13 protein-coding genes are annotated in these 18,139 nt (G+C 68.6%); 9 read left to right on the plus strand and 4 right to left on the minus strand.

Annotated features, from left to right (window positions below; genetic code table 11):
• The first annotated feature begins 66 nt into the window (after positions 1-66).
• From EJP69_RS09885 to EJP69_RS09895, 3 genes are read left to right on the plus strand one after another with little or no spacing between them, the layout of a single operon-like run.
• Positions 67-4,806 (plus strand): CapA family protein, encoded by a 4,740-nt coding sequence (locus tag EJP69_RS09885; RefSeq protein WP_126469762.1) that lies wholly within the window; start codon positions 67-69, stop codon positions 4,804-4,806.
• Complete coding sequence (locus tag EJP69_RS09890) at positions 4,803-5,744, plus strand: alpha/beta hydrolase family protein (RefSeq protein WP_093196739.1); 942 nt, start codon at positions 4,803-4,805, stop codon at positions 5,742-5,744. The genes EJP69_RS09885 and EJP69_RS09890 overlap by 4 nt, the downstream gene beginning before the upstream one ends.
• A gap of 14 nt (positions 5,745-5,758) precedes the next feature.
• Entirely contained in the window at positions 5,759-6,850 is a 1,092-nt protein-coding gene (locus tag EJP69_RS09895) for an aldose epimerase family protein (protein WP_126469764.1), read from the plus strand.
• On the opposite strand, the gene EJP69_RS09900 is transcribed toward EJP69_RS09895, so the two are convergent.
• The 3 genes from EJP69_RS09900 to EJP69_RS09910 form a co-directional block, all read right to left on the minus strand.
• Positions 6,782-7,519 (minus strand): Crp/Fnr family transcriptional regulator, encoded by a 738-nt coding sequence (locus EJP69_RS09900; protein WP_126469766.1) that lies wholly within the window; start codon positions 7,517-7,519, stop codon positions 6,782-6,784. The two genes, EJP69_RS09895 and EJP69_RS09900, sit on opposite strands and share 69 nt — an antisense overlap.
• 101 nt (positions 7,520-7,620) lie before the next feature.
• Positions 7,621-8,586 (minus strand): AraC family transcriptional regulator, encoded by a 966-nt coding sequence (locus EJP69_RS09905; RefSeq protein WP_240652105.1) that lies wholly within the window; start codon positions 8,584-8,586, stop codon positions 7,621-7,623.
• 82 nt (positions 8,587-8,668) lie between these two features.
• Complete coding sequence (locus EJP69_RS09910; RefSeq protein ID WP_126469768.1) at positions 8,669-9,610, minus strand: SMP-30/gluconolactonase/LRE family protein; 942 nt, start codon at positions 9,608-9,610, stop codon at positions 8,669-8,671.
• A 135-nt stretch (positions 9,611-9,745) separates the two neighbouring features.
• Between EJP69_RS09910 and EJP69_RS09915 the strand changes: the two genes are divergently transcribed.
• Positions 9,746-10,519, plus strand: a complete 774-nt coding sequence (locus EJP69_RS09915; protein WP_126469770.1) for an SDR family NAD(P)-dependent oxidoreductase — start codon at positions 9,746-9,748, stop codon at positions 10,517-10,519.
• Between the two features lie 22 nt (positions 10,520-10,541).
• Here the strand turns inward: EJP69_RS09915 and EJP69_RS09920 are convergent, their stop codons facing one another.
• Entirely contained in the window at positions 10,542-11,501 is a 960-nt protein-coding gene (locus EJP69_RS09920) for a LysR family transcriptional regulator (protein ID WP_093196729.1), read from the minus strand.
• Between the two features lie 149 nt (positions 11,502-11,650).
• Here EJP69_RS09920 and EJP69_RS09925 point away from each other — a divergent pair, with 149 nt between their 5' ends.
• The 5 genes from EJP69_RS09925 to mmsB all read left to right on the plus strand — a co-directional run bounded on the left by EJP69_RS09925 (position 11,651) and on the right by mmsB (position 18,124).
• Positions 11,651-13,105, plus strand: coding sequence for an aldehyde dehydrogenase family protein (locus EJP69_RS09925; RefSeq protein ID WP_093196727.1), 1,455 nt, complete (start codon positions 11,651-11,653; stop codon positions 13,103-13,105).
• Positions 13,106-13,180: 75 nt separating this feature from the next.
• Positions 13,181-14,146 (plus strand): ABC transporter substrate-binding protein, encoded by a 966-nt coding sequence (locus tag EJP69_RS09930; RefSeq protein ID WP_126469772.1) that lies wholly within the window; start codon positions 13,181-13,183, stop codon positions 14,144-14,146.
• A 138-nt stretch (positions 14,147-14,284) separates the two neighbouring features.
• Complete coding sequence (gene chvE / locus EJP69_RS09935) at positions 14,285-15,355, plus strand: multiple monosaccharide ABC transporter substrate-binding protein (protein WP_126469774.1); 1,071 nt, start codon at positions 14,285-14,287, stop codon at positions 15,353-15,355.
• A gap of 38 nt (positions 15,356-15,393) precedes the next feature.
• Complete coding sequence (gene mmsA / locus EJP69_RS09940; RefSeq protein ID WP_126471055.1) at positions 15,394-16,920, plus strand: multiple monosaccharide ABC transporter ATP-binding protein; 1,527 nt, start codon at positions 15,394-15,396, stop codon at positions 16,918-16,920.
• Positions 16,907-18,124 (plus strand): multiple monosaccharide ABC transporter permease, encoded by a 1,218-nt coding sequence (mmsB, locus tag EJP69_RS09945; protein ID WP_093196721.1) that lies wholly within the window; start codon positions 16,907-16,909, stop codon positions 18,122-18,124. The genes mmsA and mmsB overlap by 14 nt, the downstream gene beginning before the upstream one ends.
• The last annotated feature ends 15 nt before the right edge of the window (positions 18,125-18,139 follow it).

Genomic DNA, 18,139 nt, shown 5'->3' on the forward strand with positions numbered 1-18,139 from the left:
GCGAGCAAATTCCATGGATTGACGGGATGGCGGGCCGCGCCGTGGCCTGTCATCATTCGCGGCTGCATGAATCAAGACCAGAAGAATCCTCTTGCAGATCTGTTGAACCGCGCCAGGCAGGCCCTGGCGGACCCGGCGGGTGTTCTGCCCGCCACGGCGCCTGTCACCGGCGAGGCGGGCTGCGTGGTCTTCTTCGCCATCGGCGAAAGCGGCAGCCGGGCCCGCGTGGCCTCGGGCCGCGGCGGCGACATCGAAGCCGCATGGCGCGCCGCCGCCGATGCCGTCACCACGCAGGCCAGGCGAGCCGCGCAGCCGCCGCAGCGCCTGCGCGCCGAAGTGGTCGACAAGGTCGTGCCCATGAGCTGGGGCGAGCTGAAGGCGAGGCTCGCGCAGACAAAGCGCAACTACTTCAACGAGGGCATCGCCTTCGACACGCGCTTCGAGTTCGCGCTGCTCGCGCAGGAGATGCACGGCAGCGCGATCCTCTACAACGGCGACGTGGACCATGCCGAGCCCAACGCCGGCAACCTGCGCCTGCACACCAAGCGGCGCTTCGGCCGCGAGCTCGACTTTCCGGCGGACGATGCCGCGCCCGTCTGGTGCTTCACGACGCGGGCGGTCTACGTCGACGCGAAGGGCGCATGGCCCGTCACGGCAGAAGGGCAGGCGGCAGGCTTTCGCGAGCTGCGTGAATGGAACGCACAGCAGGTGCACGCACTGATCGACGACGCGGGCAACTACCTCGCCGAACAGGTCAAGCCCACGGGCGAATTCCACTACGGCTGGTTTCCCTGCTTCGACCGCACCATCCCCACCTACAACACGCTGCGCCACGCGAGCTCGACCTACGCGATGCTCGAGGCGTGGGAGCTCACGCGCAACGACGCGCTCAAGGCCGCCATCGACCGCTCGCTGGCCTTCCTCACCGGCACGCTGATCCGCCCGGCCAACCTGCCCGACGGCACGCGCGCGGCCTACCTGCTGGACATCGGCAGCGAGATCAAGCTCGGCGGCAATGCCGTGTGCCTGCTCGCACTGGTCAAGTACACCGAGCTCACGGGCGACGAGCGATACCTGCCGCTGCTGGAGCAGCTCGCGCTGGGCATCCGCCACATGCAGGACCCGGAGAGCGGCAGCTTCGTGCACGTGCTCAATGCGCCCGCGCTCGACGTGAAGGACAGGTTCCGCGTCATCTACTACGACGGCGAGGCCGCCTTCGGGCTGATGCGCCTGTACGGCCTCACGCGCGACGAGCGCTGGCTCGCGGTCGTCGAGAAGGCCTTCGAGCATTTCATTGCGGCCGAGCACTGGCGCGCGCACGACCATTGGCTGAGCTACTGCGTCAACGAGCTCACGCGCTACCGGCCCGAAGTGCGCTACTACCGGTTCGGCCTGCAGAACGTGTCGGGGTACCTCGACTTCGTGCTGGAACGCATCACCACCTTCCCCACGCTGCTGGAGCTGATGATGGCCGCGCGCGACATGGTGCTGCGGCTGGAGGTCGACCCCGAGCTGCGCCCGCTGCTGGAAGGGCTCGACCGCGACAGGTTCGACCGCGCGCTGGAGTACCGCGCGCGCTACCTCGCCAACGGCCATTTCTGGCCCGAGCTGGCGATGTTCTTCCGCAACCCCGCGCGCATCGCCGGCTCCTTCTTCATCAAGCACCACAGCTTCCGCGTGCGCATCGACGACGTGGAGCACTACCTCTCCGGCTACGTGGCCTACCACCGCATGCTGAAGGAGAACGAGGGCCGCGCGGCGGGCACCGGCACCGTCGCATGGGGCGGCGACGTGAACCTCGCGCGCCGCCAGCACTACCGGTTGAAGGAGCTCGGCGGCGCGCACAGGATGCTCGGCGATATCGCCGCGCTGCGCGAGGCCGACCTTCGCATCGTGAATCTCGAATGCGTGGTCGCCACCGTGGGCGAGCAGGGCGTGGACAAGGGCGAGGCCGGCCCTTACTACTATCGCGCGCGCCCCGAGATGCTCGCGGTGCTGACCGAGGCCGGCATCGGCATGGTCGCCACCGCCAACAACCACAGCGGTGACTACGGCCCCGAGGCGCTCATGGAGCAGCAGGCCCTGCTGCAGGTCGCGGGCATCGCCCATGCGGGCACCGGCCGCACGCCCGAGGCCGCGCTGCGCCCGGCCTTCCGGCGCGCGGGGGGCGTGCGCGTGGCGCTGTTCTCGCTCGACGCCACGCAGCCGAGCTTCGCCGCCACCGCCGAACGCGCGGGTGCCGCGTGGCTCCCGCTCGACGATCCCTCCGCATGGACCGCCACGCTCGCGCCGCGCATCGAGGCCGCGCGCCGCGAGGCCGACGTGGTGCTGGTGGCGGTGCATTGGGGCGCCAATCTCGAAACCGAGCCCACGCAGGCCGAGATCGCCGTCGGCCACGCCATCGTCGATGCCGGCGCGGACGCGGTGCTCGGCACCTCGGCGCACGTGCTGCAGGGCATCGAGATCCATCGCGGCCGGCCGATCCTGCACGACGCGGGCGACCTGCTGTTCGACTCGGTGCGCAACGACTTCGGCGACTCCGGCGTCTTCACGCTGGCGCTGAGCCCGCGCGGCGTGGAGGAAGTGACGTTCACGCCCATCGGCGTCGGCTTCGGTTTCTCGCGGCAACTCGAGGGCGACGAGGCGCAGGCGCTCGGCGAGCGCTTCGCCGCGCAATGCCGCGCGCTCGGTACCGAGATGGTTCCGCTGCCTGGCGGCCGTTGCGTCGCGAGGCTGTCGCCACCGGACCGGCAGGCGTTCCAGGCCGGCACCACAGACGCTGCCGCGCCAGCACAGCAGCCCGCGCCGGTCATCGCTGCGCTGTCCGCGCCAAGACCCGAATGGCTGGTCGACGCCGTGCCCGACGACGCGCGCATCGCGCCGCTGCAGATCGGCCCGCTGCGCCTCGTGGGCCTGCGCTGCACGCCGAAGCAGATCGTCGGGCGCCGCCTGCTGTGGGTCGAGTCGTTCTGGTCCGTCGACGAGCCCGTCGCCGCCGACCTGCGCGTGGGCTTCCGCGCGATGCCGATGCGCAGCAGCCGCATGCCGCCGTGGGGCGAGGGCATGGACCACGACCCCTGCGACTGGATGTGGCCCACCAGCCGCTGGGAGCCCGGCCGCATCTACCGCGACCGCTACGGCCTGCGGCCGCCGCGCGCGGGGCTGCTGGAAAGCGACGTGCTGCAGCTCGAGGTGAGCGTGCGCGGCGATCTTCCCGGCCTGCCGCCTCCGCGCCGCCTGCCGTTCTGGTGCGGCCTGCGCGTACCGGAGCTGCCCGTGCCCCTGCCCGAACGTCCCGCGCCCGTGCTCTCGGCCGACCGGCCCGGCGCGGCTGCGCACCCTGCGCCCGTGTGGACCGCCGAGGAGGTGCAGCGGGCCACCGGCGGGCGCTGGCTGGTCGAGCCGCCGGCGGGCTGGTACGCCAACTCGGTGGTGCGCGGCCCGGTGCACATGGGCGTGCTGCCGCAGCCGTCTCTTTTCGTCGCTTCCGACTACCGCACGCTGGCCGTTCACGAGAGCTACAGCAAGCCGGGCTCCGACAACTGGGACCGCCATCTCGAGCTGCCCCGCCTGCAGTTCACGCTGGCCGGCGCCGTCGTGGCCCGCACGGTGGAGGGGCTCGATCCGGCCTTTCCGCTGCTGCAGGCCGACGATCCGATCCGCGCCATGCTCGCCATGGGCGAGGCCGCGCGGGCGCGCTTCAAGGGCCTGGTGGTCGGCGTGACCGGCACGGTGGGCAAGTCGTCCACCATCGCTATGTTGCGCGACCTGCTGCCGGAGCGCGCGCGCGTTCACACCACCGTCTACAACTACAACTCGCGCGTCGGCGTGCCGGCCACGCTGGCGAACCTCGGGCCCGACGTGGACGTGTGCATCCTCGAAATGGCGCAGAGCGGCCTGTGGATGGACCGGGGCCCCATCTCGCTGATGGCCCGGCCGCATGTGGCCATCCTCACGGAGGTGGGGCTCTCGCAGACGCGGCAGGCACCGACGCTGGAGCTCACGGCTCAATACAAGTCGCGCATCTTTCTCGGGCTGGAGCCCGGCGGCGTGGCGATCGTGCCCGACCACATTCCCTGCCTGCGCCAGGTGGTGGAGGCGGCCGCGCGCACGGCGGGCGCGATCTGGGTGGTGGGCAGCGGGCCCGACGCCAACGTGCGCATGCTCGACGCCCGGCCCGAGCCCGGCGGCGGCTGCCGTGTGCGCGTTGCCGTGCCGGGGCGAACGCACGAGTACCTGTTCCCGGTCGAGAGCGCGGGGCTGGTGCGCAATTCGGTGCTCGCCTTCGCGGCGCTGCTGGCCATGGGCTTCGACGGCGAGGCCGCCTGCGCGCGCATGCCGCATGTGCGCCTGCCGGCCTCGGTGATGCAGGTGCGCGCGCTGCGCACGCTGGGCGGCGTGCAGGCCACGCTGATCGACGACAGCTGGAACGCGGAGGTCATGTCGATGCGCAACGCCATGGAGTTCGTGCGCACCTGGCAGCGTGCCGATGCCGGCCCGGTGCTGCGCAAGATCGGCGTGCTGGGGCGCATCGTCAATCTCGACAAGGACGCCGAGGCCATGCACCGCGGCCTGGCCGAGCCGCTGCTGGCCTCGGGCATCCAGCACCTCGTGACGCACGGCGCCGAGATGCGCTGGCTGCGCGAGGAAATGCCCGCCGAGCTGCTCGGCCCGCACTTCGACGATGCCGTGCAGCTCGCCAACTACCTCGGCACCTTCCTGCGCGACGGCGACCTCGTACTGGTGAAGGGCGACCGCGACCGTTCCGACTTCGGCAGCATCCCCGGGCTGCTGCAGCGGCTATGACGACGCCGGCCTTCCTTCGCCGTTGCGCGCGCGGCGCGCTCGTTCTGCTCGCGCTGGCGCAGGCGGCCTGCGCGCAGCGCACGGGGCCGGACGTGCCCCGCCTCTTCGCCGCCGGAAACGACGAGGTGCTGTACTGGAACCAGCCCGCCGACCGCAGCCGCTGCCCCGACCGCAACGGCTTCCTGTGGGTGCAGGCCGTCGAGGGACCGTCCTGCATCCGCTATTTCGCGAGCGACGACATCGACGGCGCACGCATCGCCATCGTGCAGTTCTCGGGCGACCGCGACGGCGTGATGGACCAGGCGCCCACGCGCATTCCCGAGAACACCGACGAGCTGCGCACGCTCGACGCGCAGCGCAGCCGCGACCGCGCGGGCGTGCCGTGGATCTTCATGGCACGGCCCGGCACCTACGGCTCGTCGGGCGACCACCGCAAGCGCCGCCAGCTGGTGGAGTTCCACGCGCTCGATGCCGCGCTCGACGCGCTCATGCAGCGCCACCGGCTGCAGCGCATCGTGATCGTCGGCCACAGCGGCGGCGCCACCGCGGGCGCCGCGCTGCTCACGATGGGGCGCACGCGCGTGGCCTGCGCGGTGCTCACTTCGGGTGCCTACGGCCTGCTGGAGCGCGCGCGCATGCTGGGCCGCTCGAAGGACGGCCGCACCGACACCACCGGCAGCACGCAGTTCTACGACCCGCTCGACCACGTGGGCGGCATCGCGCGCGATCCGTCGCGGCGCATCGTGCTGATCGGCAACCGCGAGGACCGCAACACGCCCTTCGTGCTGCAGGAGCGCTTTGCCGACGCGGTGACGAAAGCCGGCCACCGCATCGAGCTGCGCACCCATGCGGCCGAGCCGCCCGACTTTCACGACCTTAAGGACCGCATCGCGCTGCGCACCGCCTCGCAGTGCGCGCGCGAGGCGCTGTTTCCCTGAACCGCAGGAGACACATGAGCATCAGCAACGTCAACAGCATCACCTCGCGCGAGTTCGGCCGCATGCCCGACGGCCGCGCGGTCACCGAATACACGCTCGACAACGGCCGGGGCCTGAGCCTGAGTGCCATCAACCTCGGCGGCATCGTCACCGCGCTGCGCGTGCCCGATCGTCATTGGCGCAGCGCGAACATCGTGCTGGGACTGCCCACGCTGGCCGACTATCTCGGGCCGCATCCGCACCTGGGCACCATCGTCGGGCGATACGCCAACCGCATCGCGGGCGGGCGCTTCACGCTCGACGGAAAGGCGTACCAGCTGGGGCTGAACAACGGCCCGAACTCGCTGCACGGCGGAGCGACGGGTTTCGGCAAGCGCTACTGGGAGATCGCGCCGGTGCCGGCTCGGCAAGCCGGCGACGACGCCATCGCCATCGAACTGAGCTACACCAGCGCCGACGGGGAAGAGGGCTACCCGGGAGAGGTACGGCTGGTGGTGCGCTACACGCTGGGCACGAAGGCGAACACATGGCGCATCGACTACAGCGCCACCGCCGACAAACCCACGGTGCTGAACCTGAGCCATCACGACTACTTCAACCTCGCGGGCAGCGGTTCGGTGATGGACCACCGGCTGACCCTCGCCGCAAGCCGCTACTGCCCGGTGGACGCGACGCTGATCCCGCTGGGCATCGCCGAGGTGGCGGGCACACCCTTCGACTTTCGCGCGGCGACGCGCATCGGCGAGCGCATCCGCGAAGGCCACGAGCAGCTGCTGCGCGCGCACGGCTACGACCACAACTGGGTGCTCGACCGCGATCCGGCGCAGCAGGGGCTGGCGCTCGCGGCGCGGCTGGAGCACGAGGCCTCGGGCCGCGTGATGGAAGTGCACACCAGCGAGCCGGGCGTGCAGTTCTATTCGGGCAACTTCCTCGACGGCAGCCTGCTGGGCAGCGCGGGCGCGAGCCTGCGGCAGGGCGACGGGCTGTGCCTGGAGACGCAGCACTTCCCCGATTCGCCGAACCGGCCGGACTTTCCTTCAACAGTGCTGCGGCCGTCCGGGGTTTTCCGCAGCGCGACCGAGCATCGCTTCGGCATCGCCGGCTGAGTCTTCCGGCAGGGTGCCGAAGTCGGTCGCCGCGAATTCTGGCGACACGTGCACGGCCTCGCCGTCGCGCCGCAGCAGGCCGCGGCTTTCCATGTCGCGCATCGTCTTGTTGACCACCTCGCGAGAGAGGCCCGAGTACGAGGCGATCAGCGACTGCGAGATCCGCTTGTCATAGCCGCCCGCGGGAGCCGGCGCCAGCTCCGTGAGCTGGTAGAGCACGCGGCGCACCAGGTCTTCGGAGGGCAGCGTCGTCACGCGCCGCATCTGGCCGCGCAGCATGCTCATGCGCTTCATGGCCAGGCCCAGCAGCGCCATCGCGACGGCGGGATGCCTCACGCACAGCTCGCGCATTGCGCGGATGGGCACGAGATACACCGACGAAGGCAGCGCCGCCACCAGCGCCTGGGACGAGGTGTAGCGGTCTTCCCGGATCGACAGGTCGAAGAAGAAATCGTCCCGGCGGATGAACTCGCTCGTGAACTCCGCGTCGGGGTCGCGCCCCGGCGCGGCCACCCGCAGCAGGCCGCTGGCCACGCAGTAGATGCTGTCCGTGGGCTCGTCGATGCGCAGCACGGTCTGGTTGCGCTTGAAGTAGCGAAGCTGGCTCTGGCGGGCGAGCGCCTCCCGCTCCGCCGCCGGCAGGCCGGCTGTCAGGGGATGCAGATACATGCCGCGGATGATTCGCGAAGGCGCCCCGCCCGTCTTCTCAATGCGCGCAGGCGCCCTGATTTATTGGTACTTCTGTTTTCGAAAGTACGGCGCCGCAGGCGTCACCCGCCCTGCGCCGCCGCCGCCCGCGCGTCGCGCGGCGTCATGGCGTAGGCCGCGCGGAACACCCGGTAGAAGGTGGCGATGCTGTCGAAGCCGCAGAGATAGGCGATGTCGGTGACGGAGCGCTCCGGCGCCTCGGCCAGCATCCTGGAGGCGTCGGCGAGCCGCATGGACGTGAGCGTGCGCGCGAAGGACAGCCCCGTGGGCTCGAACAGCACGTGCACCTGGCGCAGCGAGATGCCCAGTTCGCGGGCGACCCTGGCCGGCGAAAGCTCGGGCAGCCGCAGGTCGCGCGCCAGGATCTCGCGCGCCGCATGCAGGAAGCCCGAGCGCAGCGCGGCGCGGCTTTCCGGCAGGCCCGGTGCCAGGCGCCCGCGCGCCAGCAGCGCCAGCCGGGCGGCGTGGGCGACTTCGGTCTCGGCGCCAGGAATGTCCGCCGGGTGCTGCGTGAGCGCCTGGAACTGCGCCATCAGCGGCCGCAGGAAGGGCGCGGCGCGGTCCAGGGGTTCGGCGAACAGGTCGTCGGCCCGCGCGCCGAGCAGCAGCTCGGGCGTCAGCGGGATCCGCATCATGCGGAAGTCGAAGCCGTCGGTGCGCACCGGCGTGCCGGCGTAGGGCAGGTCGGAGTGATTGACGACGAGGTCGCCCTCGCGTATCTGCAGGCCGGAAGCCCGGTCGGTGTTCATCAGCCCCGGCCCGCGCACCTGCAGGCCGATGCACAGGCTCTGGCTGGCGACCCGCGCGATGTCGGCGCGGGTGCGGCTGATCTGATAGGACGAGGCGCTCATGTTCGAGACAGTCGCGCCGCCAACCGGAACGGCGTGGAAGCGGCCCTGGAAATCGGGCCGGCGCTCGCGCGGCAGTTCGATCGTGACGCCGAACATGTGCCGCCCGCGAACCTCGCACCAGTGGTCGAAGCGGTCCCGCGGGTGGATGTCGTCGGTCGAGAAGTTCAGCATGGCCATCGGCGTCGGAAAGTCCGAATGTCCGACAACTGCGCGCATCCTGCGCGCTTGCGGGCGCTACGTCCCTCGACGGCCGTGGGATTTAGCCCGCGAACAGCGCCGCCGGCACGCCGGGGCTGTCGATGCGCACCCTGAAGAGCCCTCCGGCCAGCGGCTCGGCGGCCTGCTGCTCGGGCGTGAGGCTGTTGCGGGCGGTCGTGATGTAGAGCGTGCGCAGGTCGGCGTCGCCGAAGGCGCAGTCGGTGACGTGGCTCGCGGGTATGGCGATGCGGCACAACTCGGCCGCGCTCACCGGGTCGTGGCAGGTGACGCAGGAGCCGCCCCAGTGCGCGATCCAGAGCCGGCCGGCGGCGTCGGTGGTCATGCCGTCCGGCAGTCCGTCGGGCTTGGGGAAGCGATGCCATACGCGGCGGTTCGACACGGTGCCGGCTTCCATGTCGAAGTCGTAGGCATACAGGTTGTCGAGCACCGTGTTGTTGAAATACATGGTGCGGCCGTCGGCCGACCAGGTCGGGCCGTTGGTCACCTCGAAGCCGTCGTCGTGCTTCGTGCAGCGGCCGTCGGCGTCGTAGCGGTAGAGCGCGCCGGTGGGCGCCTTGCAGTCGAAGTCCATGCTGCCGGCCCAGAAGCGGCCGCGGGCATCGCACTTGCCGTCGTTGAAGCGGTTGCCGGTGCGCTCGGGCTCGGGCTGGTGCAGGTAGCGCGGCTTCGCTTCGTTGCCGGGCGCGGTGGTGTCGAACAGCGCGAAGCCGCGGCGCAGCGTGATGAAGAGGCCCGGTGCCGAGGCGCGCTCGGCGATGGCGGTGATCTCCTCGTCGAAGGTCCAGGTGCGCTGCGCGCCGGTGGCGGGGTCGTAGCGGAAGAGGCGCGGCGTGAGGATGTCGATCCAGTACAGCGCCTGCTCGCGCTGCGACCACAACGTGCCTTCGCCGAGGTTGGCGCCGGCGGGCCAGATGCATTCGGCTTCGCCGATGACGGCAGGGGAGGAGAGGGGAGAGGGAACGGGGCTTGTCTCTTTGCTCATTGGTCTTGTTTCCTGTTCGTGTCTTCTTGACGCGGCGGATCGTATCAAGGCATATTGATAACGGAAATTAAAAATCCATGCATTGATCGATATGCATATTGCAATGTCAGATGCAGGGCACTCCGGAGACTTTTCTTGAATTCCCCCCAGCTTTCCATCCATCCCAGCCTGGCGGGCCGCACGGTGTTCGTCACTGGCGGCGGCAGCGGCATCGGCGCGGCCATCGTGTCCGCCTTCGCGACCCAGGGCGCGCGCGTGGCCTTCGTCGACATCGCCGAGGGCGCCAGCGCGGCACTCGCACGGCAGATCGAAGAGGCCGGCCATGCGGCGCCGTGGTGGCGCGCCTGCGACGTGCGCGACATCGCCTCGCTGCAGAAGGCCATTGCCGATGCCGCCGCCGAACTCGGCGACTTCGCGGTGCTGGTCAACAACGTGGCCAGCGACGACCGCCACACGCTCGAATCGGTCACGCCCGACTACTACGACAACCGCATGGCCATCAACGAGCGGCCCGCGCTCTTCGCGATCCAGTCGGTGGTGCCGGGCATGAAGCGACTGGGCTTCGGCTCGGTGGTCAACCTGGGCTCCACGGGCTGGCAGACCAAGGGCTCGGGCTATCCCTGCTACGCGATCGCCAAGTCGTCGGTGAACGGCCTCACGCGCGGGCTCGCGGTGGAACTGGGCCGCGACCGCATCCGCATCAACACCGTTTCTCCCGGCTGGGTGATGACCGAGCGGCAGGTCAAGCTCTGGCTCGACGATGAGGGCGAGCAGGCGCTCAAGCGCAACCAGTGCCTGCCCGACAAGCTGATGCCGGAAGACATCGCGCGCATGGTGCTGTTCCTGGCGTCGGACGACGCGAAGATGTGCACCGCGCAGGAGTTCACCGTCGACGCCGGCTGGACCTGACCAGGTCCGCGGATCGATCCGGTCAGTCGATCTCGAGCTTGCGTCCGTAGACGCTCATGCTCGCGGTCTTCAGCGCCTTCATCATCACCTTCGCCGCCGGCGACAGCAGCCGGTCGGTGCGCGTGATGATGCCGAAGGCGTCCATGTGGCAGGGCATGTCCAGCGGCAGCAGCGACACGATGCCGTGCGATGCGTAGTAGCGCGCCACGTCGGTCGCCAGCACCGCCACCATGTCGCTCTGCTGCAGCATGCGCGTGATGAAGAGCAGGGCCGAGCTCTCGATGGTGTTGCTCGGCGGCGCGAGGCCTTCCTCCTGGAACATCAGCTCGAAGCGGTGGCGCAGCACGCTGCCCGCGGGCGGCACGATCCAGCCGGCGCTCACCACGTCGCGCAGCGTGAGGCCGCTCACGCCCAGGAGCGGATGGCCGGGGCGCACCAGCGCGCACACCGGCTCCTCGCTCAGGGCCTCGTAGCGCAGCTGCGACTTGTCGTGCTCGGCGAAAAGGCGCGCCACGAGGATGTCGAGCTTGCCCTGCTCCAGCCGCTCGATCAGCACCGGGCTGGTCTCGATCTCCAGCGACACGCGCAGGTCGGGCTGCTCGCGCTTCACCATCGCCACGGCCGGCGGCATCAGCGTGAGGCCGGGCGCGGTGATGGCGCCCACGCTCACCTGGCCGAAGCGGCCTGCCTTGAGCGCGGTGAGCTCGTCGTGCGCCTGGTTCAGGCTCGCGAGCGCCACGCGGGCGTGGCGGATCATGGTCTCGCCGTACCAGGTCGCCCGCATGCCGCGCGGCAGGCGCTCGAACAGCGGCACCTCCAGCACGTCCTCCAGGTCCTTCAGCAGCTTGGACGCGGCCGGCTGCGTCATGTTGAGCACCTGCGCCGCGCGATGGATGTTGCCCTCCTCGGCCAGGGCCACGAGCAGCAGCAGCTGGCGGGTCTTGAGGCGGGCGCGGATGAACCAGTGGTTGTAGTTGGTCATGTCTCTGGAGCTTGAAACAAAGGACTGATCGGGTTTTCCAGAATCCGGCGATCGATATCCATTTTGCTTAAAAAACGATTGGATCGATATCAAATCTATACATAGACTGCCGGCACTTCAAGAACAACAGAGACAAGGTCCACGCCCCGGTGATCCATGGCGAGATCCATCAGAACGTGCGGCTCTACATCAACGGCCGCTGGGAAACCAGCGCGACCACCGGTGTGAGCGCCAATCCCTCGGACACCAGCGAAGTGGTGGCCGAGTACGCACGTGCCGATCGCCGCCAGGCCGAAGCCGCCATCCGCGCCGCCACCGAGGCCTTTCCCCACTGGAGCCACAGCACGCCGCAGCGGCGCGCCGACGTGCTCGACCGCATCGGCACCGAGCTGCTCGCACGCAAGGACGACCTGGGCCTGCTGCTGGCGCGCGAGGAGGGCAAGACGCTGGCCGAGGCGGTGGCCGAAGTGGCCCGCTCGGGCCAGATATTCAAGTTCTTCGCCGGTGAAGCATTGCGCGGCGGCGGTGGCGAGAACGTGGCCTCGGTGCGCGCGGGCGTGCAGGTCGACGTCACGCGCGAGCCGGTCGGCGTGGTGGGGCTCATCACGCCGTGGAACTCGCCTTTCGTCGTTCCCGCGTGGAAGATCGCTCCCGCGCTGGCCCACGGCAACAGCGTGGTTTTCAAGCCGGCCGAGCTGGTGTCGGCCTGCGGCTGGGCGCTGGCCGAGATCATCAGCCGCGCCGCGCTGCCGGCCGGTGCCTTCAACCTCGTGATGGGCAGCGGCCGCGAGGTGGGGCAGGCGCTGGTCGACAGCCCGCTGGTCGATGCGCTGAGCTTCACGGGCTCGATGGCGAACGGCGAGCGCATCCTGCAGGCGGCGGCCGCGCGGCGCGCCAAGGTGCAGCTGGAGACCGGCGGCAAGAACGCGCTGGTGGTGCTGGCCGATGCCGACCTCGACCGCGCCGTCGACTGCGCGGTGCAGGGCGCCTACTTCTCCGCCGGCCAGCGCTGCACCGCGTCGAGCCGGCTCATCGTGGAATCGGCGGTGCACGACGCCTTCGTGGCGAAGCTGCGCCAGCGCCTGAAGACGCTGAAGATCGGCCACGCGCTGGAGCGCGGCGTCGACATCGGCCCGGTGGTCGACGAAGAGCGCCTCGCGCAGGACCTCGCGTGGGTCGACGTGGCGCGCGAGGAAGGTGCCGAGCACGTGTGGGGCGGCGAGGCGCTGGAGCGCGCCACCGCCGGCCACTACATCAGCCCCGCGCTGTTCCTCGCCAAGCCCTCGCACCGCATCGCGCGCGAGGAGATCTTCGGGCCGCTGGCCTGCGTGCTGCGCGCCGACGACTACGACGAGGCGCTGGCGCTGTGCAACGACACGCCCTTCGGCCTGTGCGCGGGCATCTGCACCAATTCGCTGAAGCACGCGATGCATTTCAGGCGCCATGCCGTGGTCGGCATGACGATGGTCAATCTGCCGACCGCGGGGGTGGACTTCCACGTGCCCTTCGGCGGCCGCAAGGGGTCGGGCTACGGGCCGCGCGAACAAGGGCGCCACGCCGCGGAGTTCTACACGACGGTGAAGACCGGCTACATGCTGGCCTGACCGGACGGGGTTTCAGCACGTCAACCGCCAACGCCAACCGGCAAATCCTCGGAATCATCAAGAAGGAGACATCCCATGACCATGAATCGCCGCACCCTCAACACCGCCCTGGCCGCAGCCGCGCTCGGCGGACTGCTGCCCGCCTCCGTGCTCGCGCAGAAGAAACTCGTGCTCGGCTTCGCCCAGGTGGGCGCGGAGAGCGAATGGCGCACCGCCAACACCGAGTCGATCAAGTCTTCCGCCAAGGAGGCTGGCATCGAGCTGAAGTTCTCCGACGCGCAGCAGAAGCAGGAAAACCAGATCAAGGCCATCCGCTCGTACATCGCGCAGAAGGTCGACGTGATCGCTTTCTCGCCCGTGGTCGAGTCGGGCTGGGAGACCGTGCTGCGCGAAGCGAAGGCCGCGAAGATCCCGGTGGTGCTGACGGACCGCTCCGTCAACACCAAGGACGACTCGCTCTACGTGACCTTCATGGGCTCCGACTTCACCGAGGAAGGCCGCAAGGCCGGCCGCTGGCTGGTCGAGAAGATGAAGGACCAGAAGGGCGAGGTGAACATCGTCGAGCTGCAGGGCACCGTGGGCTCGGCGCCGGCCATCGACCGCAAGAAGGGCTTCGAGGAAATCATCAAGGCCGACCCGAAGTTCAAGATCATCCGCTCGCAGACCGGCGACTTCACGCGCGCCAAGGGCAAGGAAGTGATGGAAGCCTTCCTGAAGGCCGAGGGCAAGAAGATCAATGTGCTCTACGCGCACAACGACGACATGGCCATCGGCGCGATCCAGGCCATCGAGGAAGCGGGCCTGAAGCCGGCGAAGGACATCGTGATCATCTCCATCGACGGCGTGAAGGGCGCCTTCGAGGCAATGATCGCCGGCAAGCTCAACGTGTCGGTCGAGTGCAGCCCGCTGCTCGGGCCCCAGCTCATGCAGGCCGTGAAGGACATCAAGGACGGCAAGACGCTGCCCAAGCGCATCGTGACCGTGGAGAGCATCTTCCCGATGGAAGTCGCCGCCAAGGAATTCCCCAATCGCAGATATTGAGTACTCCCCCAGGCTTCGCGCACTTCGTGTCGCTTCGCCAACCCCCTCGCCGGGGGCAACACCAGCGGCCCGGCAAAGCCGGTTCCGCGGTGTTCCCTGAAAGACCTGCCCTTATTGAAAGACGGAGTTCCTAGCACCATGAAACGCAATTTCCTCAAGGCCTCGCTCGCGGGCATCGCACTGGCCATCGTCGGCTTCACGCCGCTGGCCAACGCGCAGGACAAGGGCCTGATCGCCATCTCCATGCCGACCAAGTCGTCGGCGCGCTGGATCGCCGACGGCGCCAACATGGTCAAGTACTTCAAGGACAAGGGCTACAAGACCGACCTGCAGTACGCGGACGACGACATCCCGAACCAGCTCGCGCAGATCGAGAACATGGTGACCAAGGGCTCCAAGGTGCTGGTCATCGCGGCCATCGACGGCACCACGCTGTCCGACGTGCTGCAGAAGGCTGCCGACAAGGGCGTGAAGGTCATCGCGTACGACCGGCTCATCAAGGGCTCGAAGAACGTCGACTACTACGCCACCTTCGACAACTTCCAGGTCGGCGTGCTGCAGGCGCAGTCGATCGAGTCGGCGCTGGGGCTGAAGAGCGGCAAGGGCCCGTTCAACATCGAACTCTTCGGCGGCTCGCCCGACGACAACAACGCCTTCTTCTTCTACAACGGCGCGATGTCGGTGCTCGACCCCTACATCAAGAGCGGCAAGCTGGTGGTGCGCAGCAAGCAGATGGGCATGGACAAGGTCGGCACGCTGCGCTGGGACGGCGCGGTGGCGCAGGCGCGCATGGACAACCTGCTGTCGGCCTTCTACACCAAGGACCGCGTCGACGCGGTGCTGTCGCCGTACGACGGGCTTTCGATCGGCATCCTGTCCTCGCTCAAGGGCGTGGGCTACGGCTCGGGCTCGCAGCCGATGCCTGTGGTGTCGGGGCAGGACGCGGAGATTCCGTCGGTGAAGTCGATCCTGCGCAAGGAGCAGAGCTCGACCGTGTTCAAGGACACGCGCGAGCTGGCCAAGGTGACGGTGTCCATGGTGGACGCGATGCTCTCGGGCAAGACGCCCGAGGTGAACGACACCAAGACCTACAACAACGGCATCAAGGTCGTGCCCTCGTACCTGCTGAAGCCGGTGAGCGTGGACGCGTCGAACTGGAAGACGGTGCTGGTCGACAGCGGCTACTACAAGGAAAGCCAGATCAAGTGAGCGTCGACGGTCGCACAGCCGATGCCGCCATCCTCGAGATGCGCGGCATCACCAAGACGTTTCCCGGCGTGAAGGCGCTGAGCAACGTCAACCTCAGCGTGCGCGCGGGGGAGATCCACGCGGTGGTCGGCGAGAACGGCGCGGGCAAGTCGACGCTCATGAAAGTGCTGAGCGGCGTCTACCCGTGCGACTCGTACACCGGCGAGATCTTCTTCGAGGGCGAGGAGCGCCGCTTCGGGGGCATCGCCGACAGCGAGAAGCTCGGCATCATCATCATCCACCAGGAGCTGGCGCTGGTGCCGCTGCTGTCCATCGCGGAGAACATCTTCCTGGGCAACGAGATCGCCAGCGGCGGCGTGATCGACTGGTTCGCCGCCTATGCGAGGACGCGCGAGCTGCTCGCCAAGGTGGGCCTGAAGGAGCCGCCGACCACGCTGGTGACCGACCTGGGCGTGGGCAAGCAGCAGCTGGTGGAAATAGCGAAGGCGCTGGCCAAGGAGGTGAAGCTGCTGATCCTCGACGAGCCCACCGCCAGCCTCAACGAGAACGACAGCGACGCGCTGCTGATGCTGCTGCTGGAACTCAAGCGCCAGGGCATCGCTTCGATCCTCATCTCGCACAAGCTCAACGAGATCGCCAAGGTGGCCGACTCCATCACCGTGCTGCGCGACGGCGCGACGGTGGAGACCATGGACTGCCGCGGCCAGCCCATCAGCGAGGATCGCATCATCCGCGGCATGGTCGGGCGCGACATGGCGCACCGCTACCCGCAGCGCGACCCGAAGATCGGCGAGACCGTGTTCGAGGTGCGCGACTGGCGCGTGCATCACGCGCTGCACGCCGATCGGGAGCAGATCAAGGGCGTGAGCCTGAACGTGCGCCAGGGCGAGATCGTCGGCATCGCGGGCCTCATGGGCGCGGGCCGCACCGAGCTGGCCATGAGCGTCTTCGGCCGCTCCTACGGCCAGCGCATCAGCGGCTCGGTGTTCATGCATGGCAAGCAGGTGGACGTGAGCACGGTGCGCAAGGCCATCGACCACGGCATCGCCTACGTCACGGAAGACCGCAAGGGCCTCGGGCTGGTGCTCGAGGAAGACATCCGCAAGAACATCAGCCTCGCGAACCTGGATGCGATCGCCGACAGATCGGTGATCGACAACGGGCGCGAGTTCAAGGTGGCCAATGAGTACCGCAAGGCGCTCAACATCCGCTGCTCGGGCATCGAGCAGCTGGTGGTCAACCTTTCAGGCGGAAACCAGCAGAAGGTGGTGTTGAGCAAGTGGCTCTTCACCAGGCCCGAGCTGCTGATCCTCGACGAGCCCACGCGCGGCATCGACGTGGGTGCCAAGTACGAGATCTACACCATCATCGACAGGCTTGCCGGCGAGGGCAAGGGCATTCTCATGATTTCTTCGGAACTGCCGGAGCTGCTCGGCATGTGCGACCGCATCTACGTGATGAACGAGGGGCGCTTCGTCGCCGAGTTTCCGGCTGCGCAAGCTTCGCAGGAGCGCATCATGCACGCCATCGTGAGTTCAGGGAGTTCCGTTCATGTCGCAGCCTGAAGTCAACGCGGTGAAAGCCGCCGTTCCCGCGGCGGAGGGCGCATCGGCGAAGCTGCATGCCGGCTTCCTGAAGAACAACCTGCGCGAATACGGCATGCTGATCTCGCTGGTCGCGATCATGGTGCTGTTCCAGGTGCTGACCGACGGCACGCTGCTGCGGCCGCTGAACCTCACCAACCTGCTGCTGCAGAACAGCTACGTGGTCATTATGGCGCTGGGCATGCTGCTGGTGATCGTGGCCGGCCACATCGACCTGTCGGTGGGCTCGGTGTGCGGCTTCATCGGCGCGCTGGCGGCGGTGCTGATGGTGGAGTACGACTGGCACTTCGTGCCGACGGCGCTGGTGAGCATCCTCGCGGGCGCGGTCATCGGCGCGGCGCAGGGCTGGTTCGTGGCGTTCCGCAAGATCCCGTCGTTCATCGTCACGCTCGCGGGCATGCTGGTGTTCAAGGGGCTCACGCTGGCGCTGCTGGCGGGGCAGTCGGTGGGGCCGTTCCCGGTGGAGTTCCAGCGGCTGAGCTCGGGCTTCATTCCCGATCCGCTGGGCGGCGACACGCTGCGCACCACTTCGTTGATCGTCGGCGCGCTGGCCGCGGCGGCGCTGGTGTTCTTCAAGCTGCGCGGACGCGCCAGGCTGGCGGCGCACGGCATGGAGCAGGAACCTTACGCCTTCTTCCTCGTGAAGAACCTGTTCTTCGCGGCCATCATCCTGTTCTTCAGCTACCTGCTGTCCACCTACAAGGGCCTGCCCAACGTGCTGATCGTGATGGCGGTGCTGATCGTGGTGTACGACTTCGTCACCAACCGCACCACCGTCGGCCGGCGCATCTATGCGCTGGGCGGCAACGAGAAGGCGGCGCGGCTTTCGGGCGTGAAGACGCAGCGGCTGGCCTTCCTCACCTTCGTGAACATGGGGGCGCTGGCGGCGCTGGCGGGCCTGGTGTTCGCTGCGCGGCTCAACACGGCAACGCCCAAGGCCGGCCTGGGCTTCGAGCTCGACGTGATCGCGGCCTGCTTCATCGGCGGCGCATCCGCTTCGGGCGGCGTGGGCCGCGTGATGGGCGCGGTGATCGGCGCCTTCATCATGGGCGTGATGAACAACGGCATGTCGATCCTGGGCATCGGCATCGACTACCAGCAGGTCATCAAGGGGCTTGTGCTGCTGGCGGCGGTTTTCATCGACGTCTACAACAAGAACAAGTAACGGGCAGCGGCACGA

Source organism: Variovorax gossypii, from assembly GCF_003965815.1.
Taxonomy (GTDB): Bacteria; Pseudomonadota; Gammaproteobacteria; order Burkholderiales; family Burkholderiaceae_C; genus Variovorax; species Variovorax gossypii.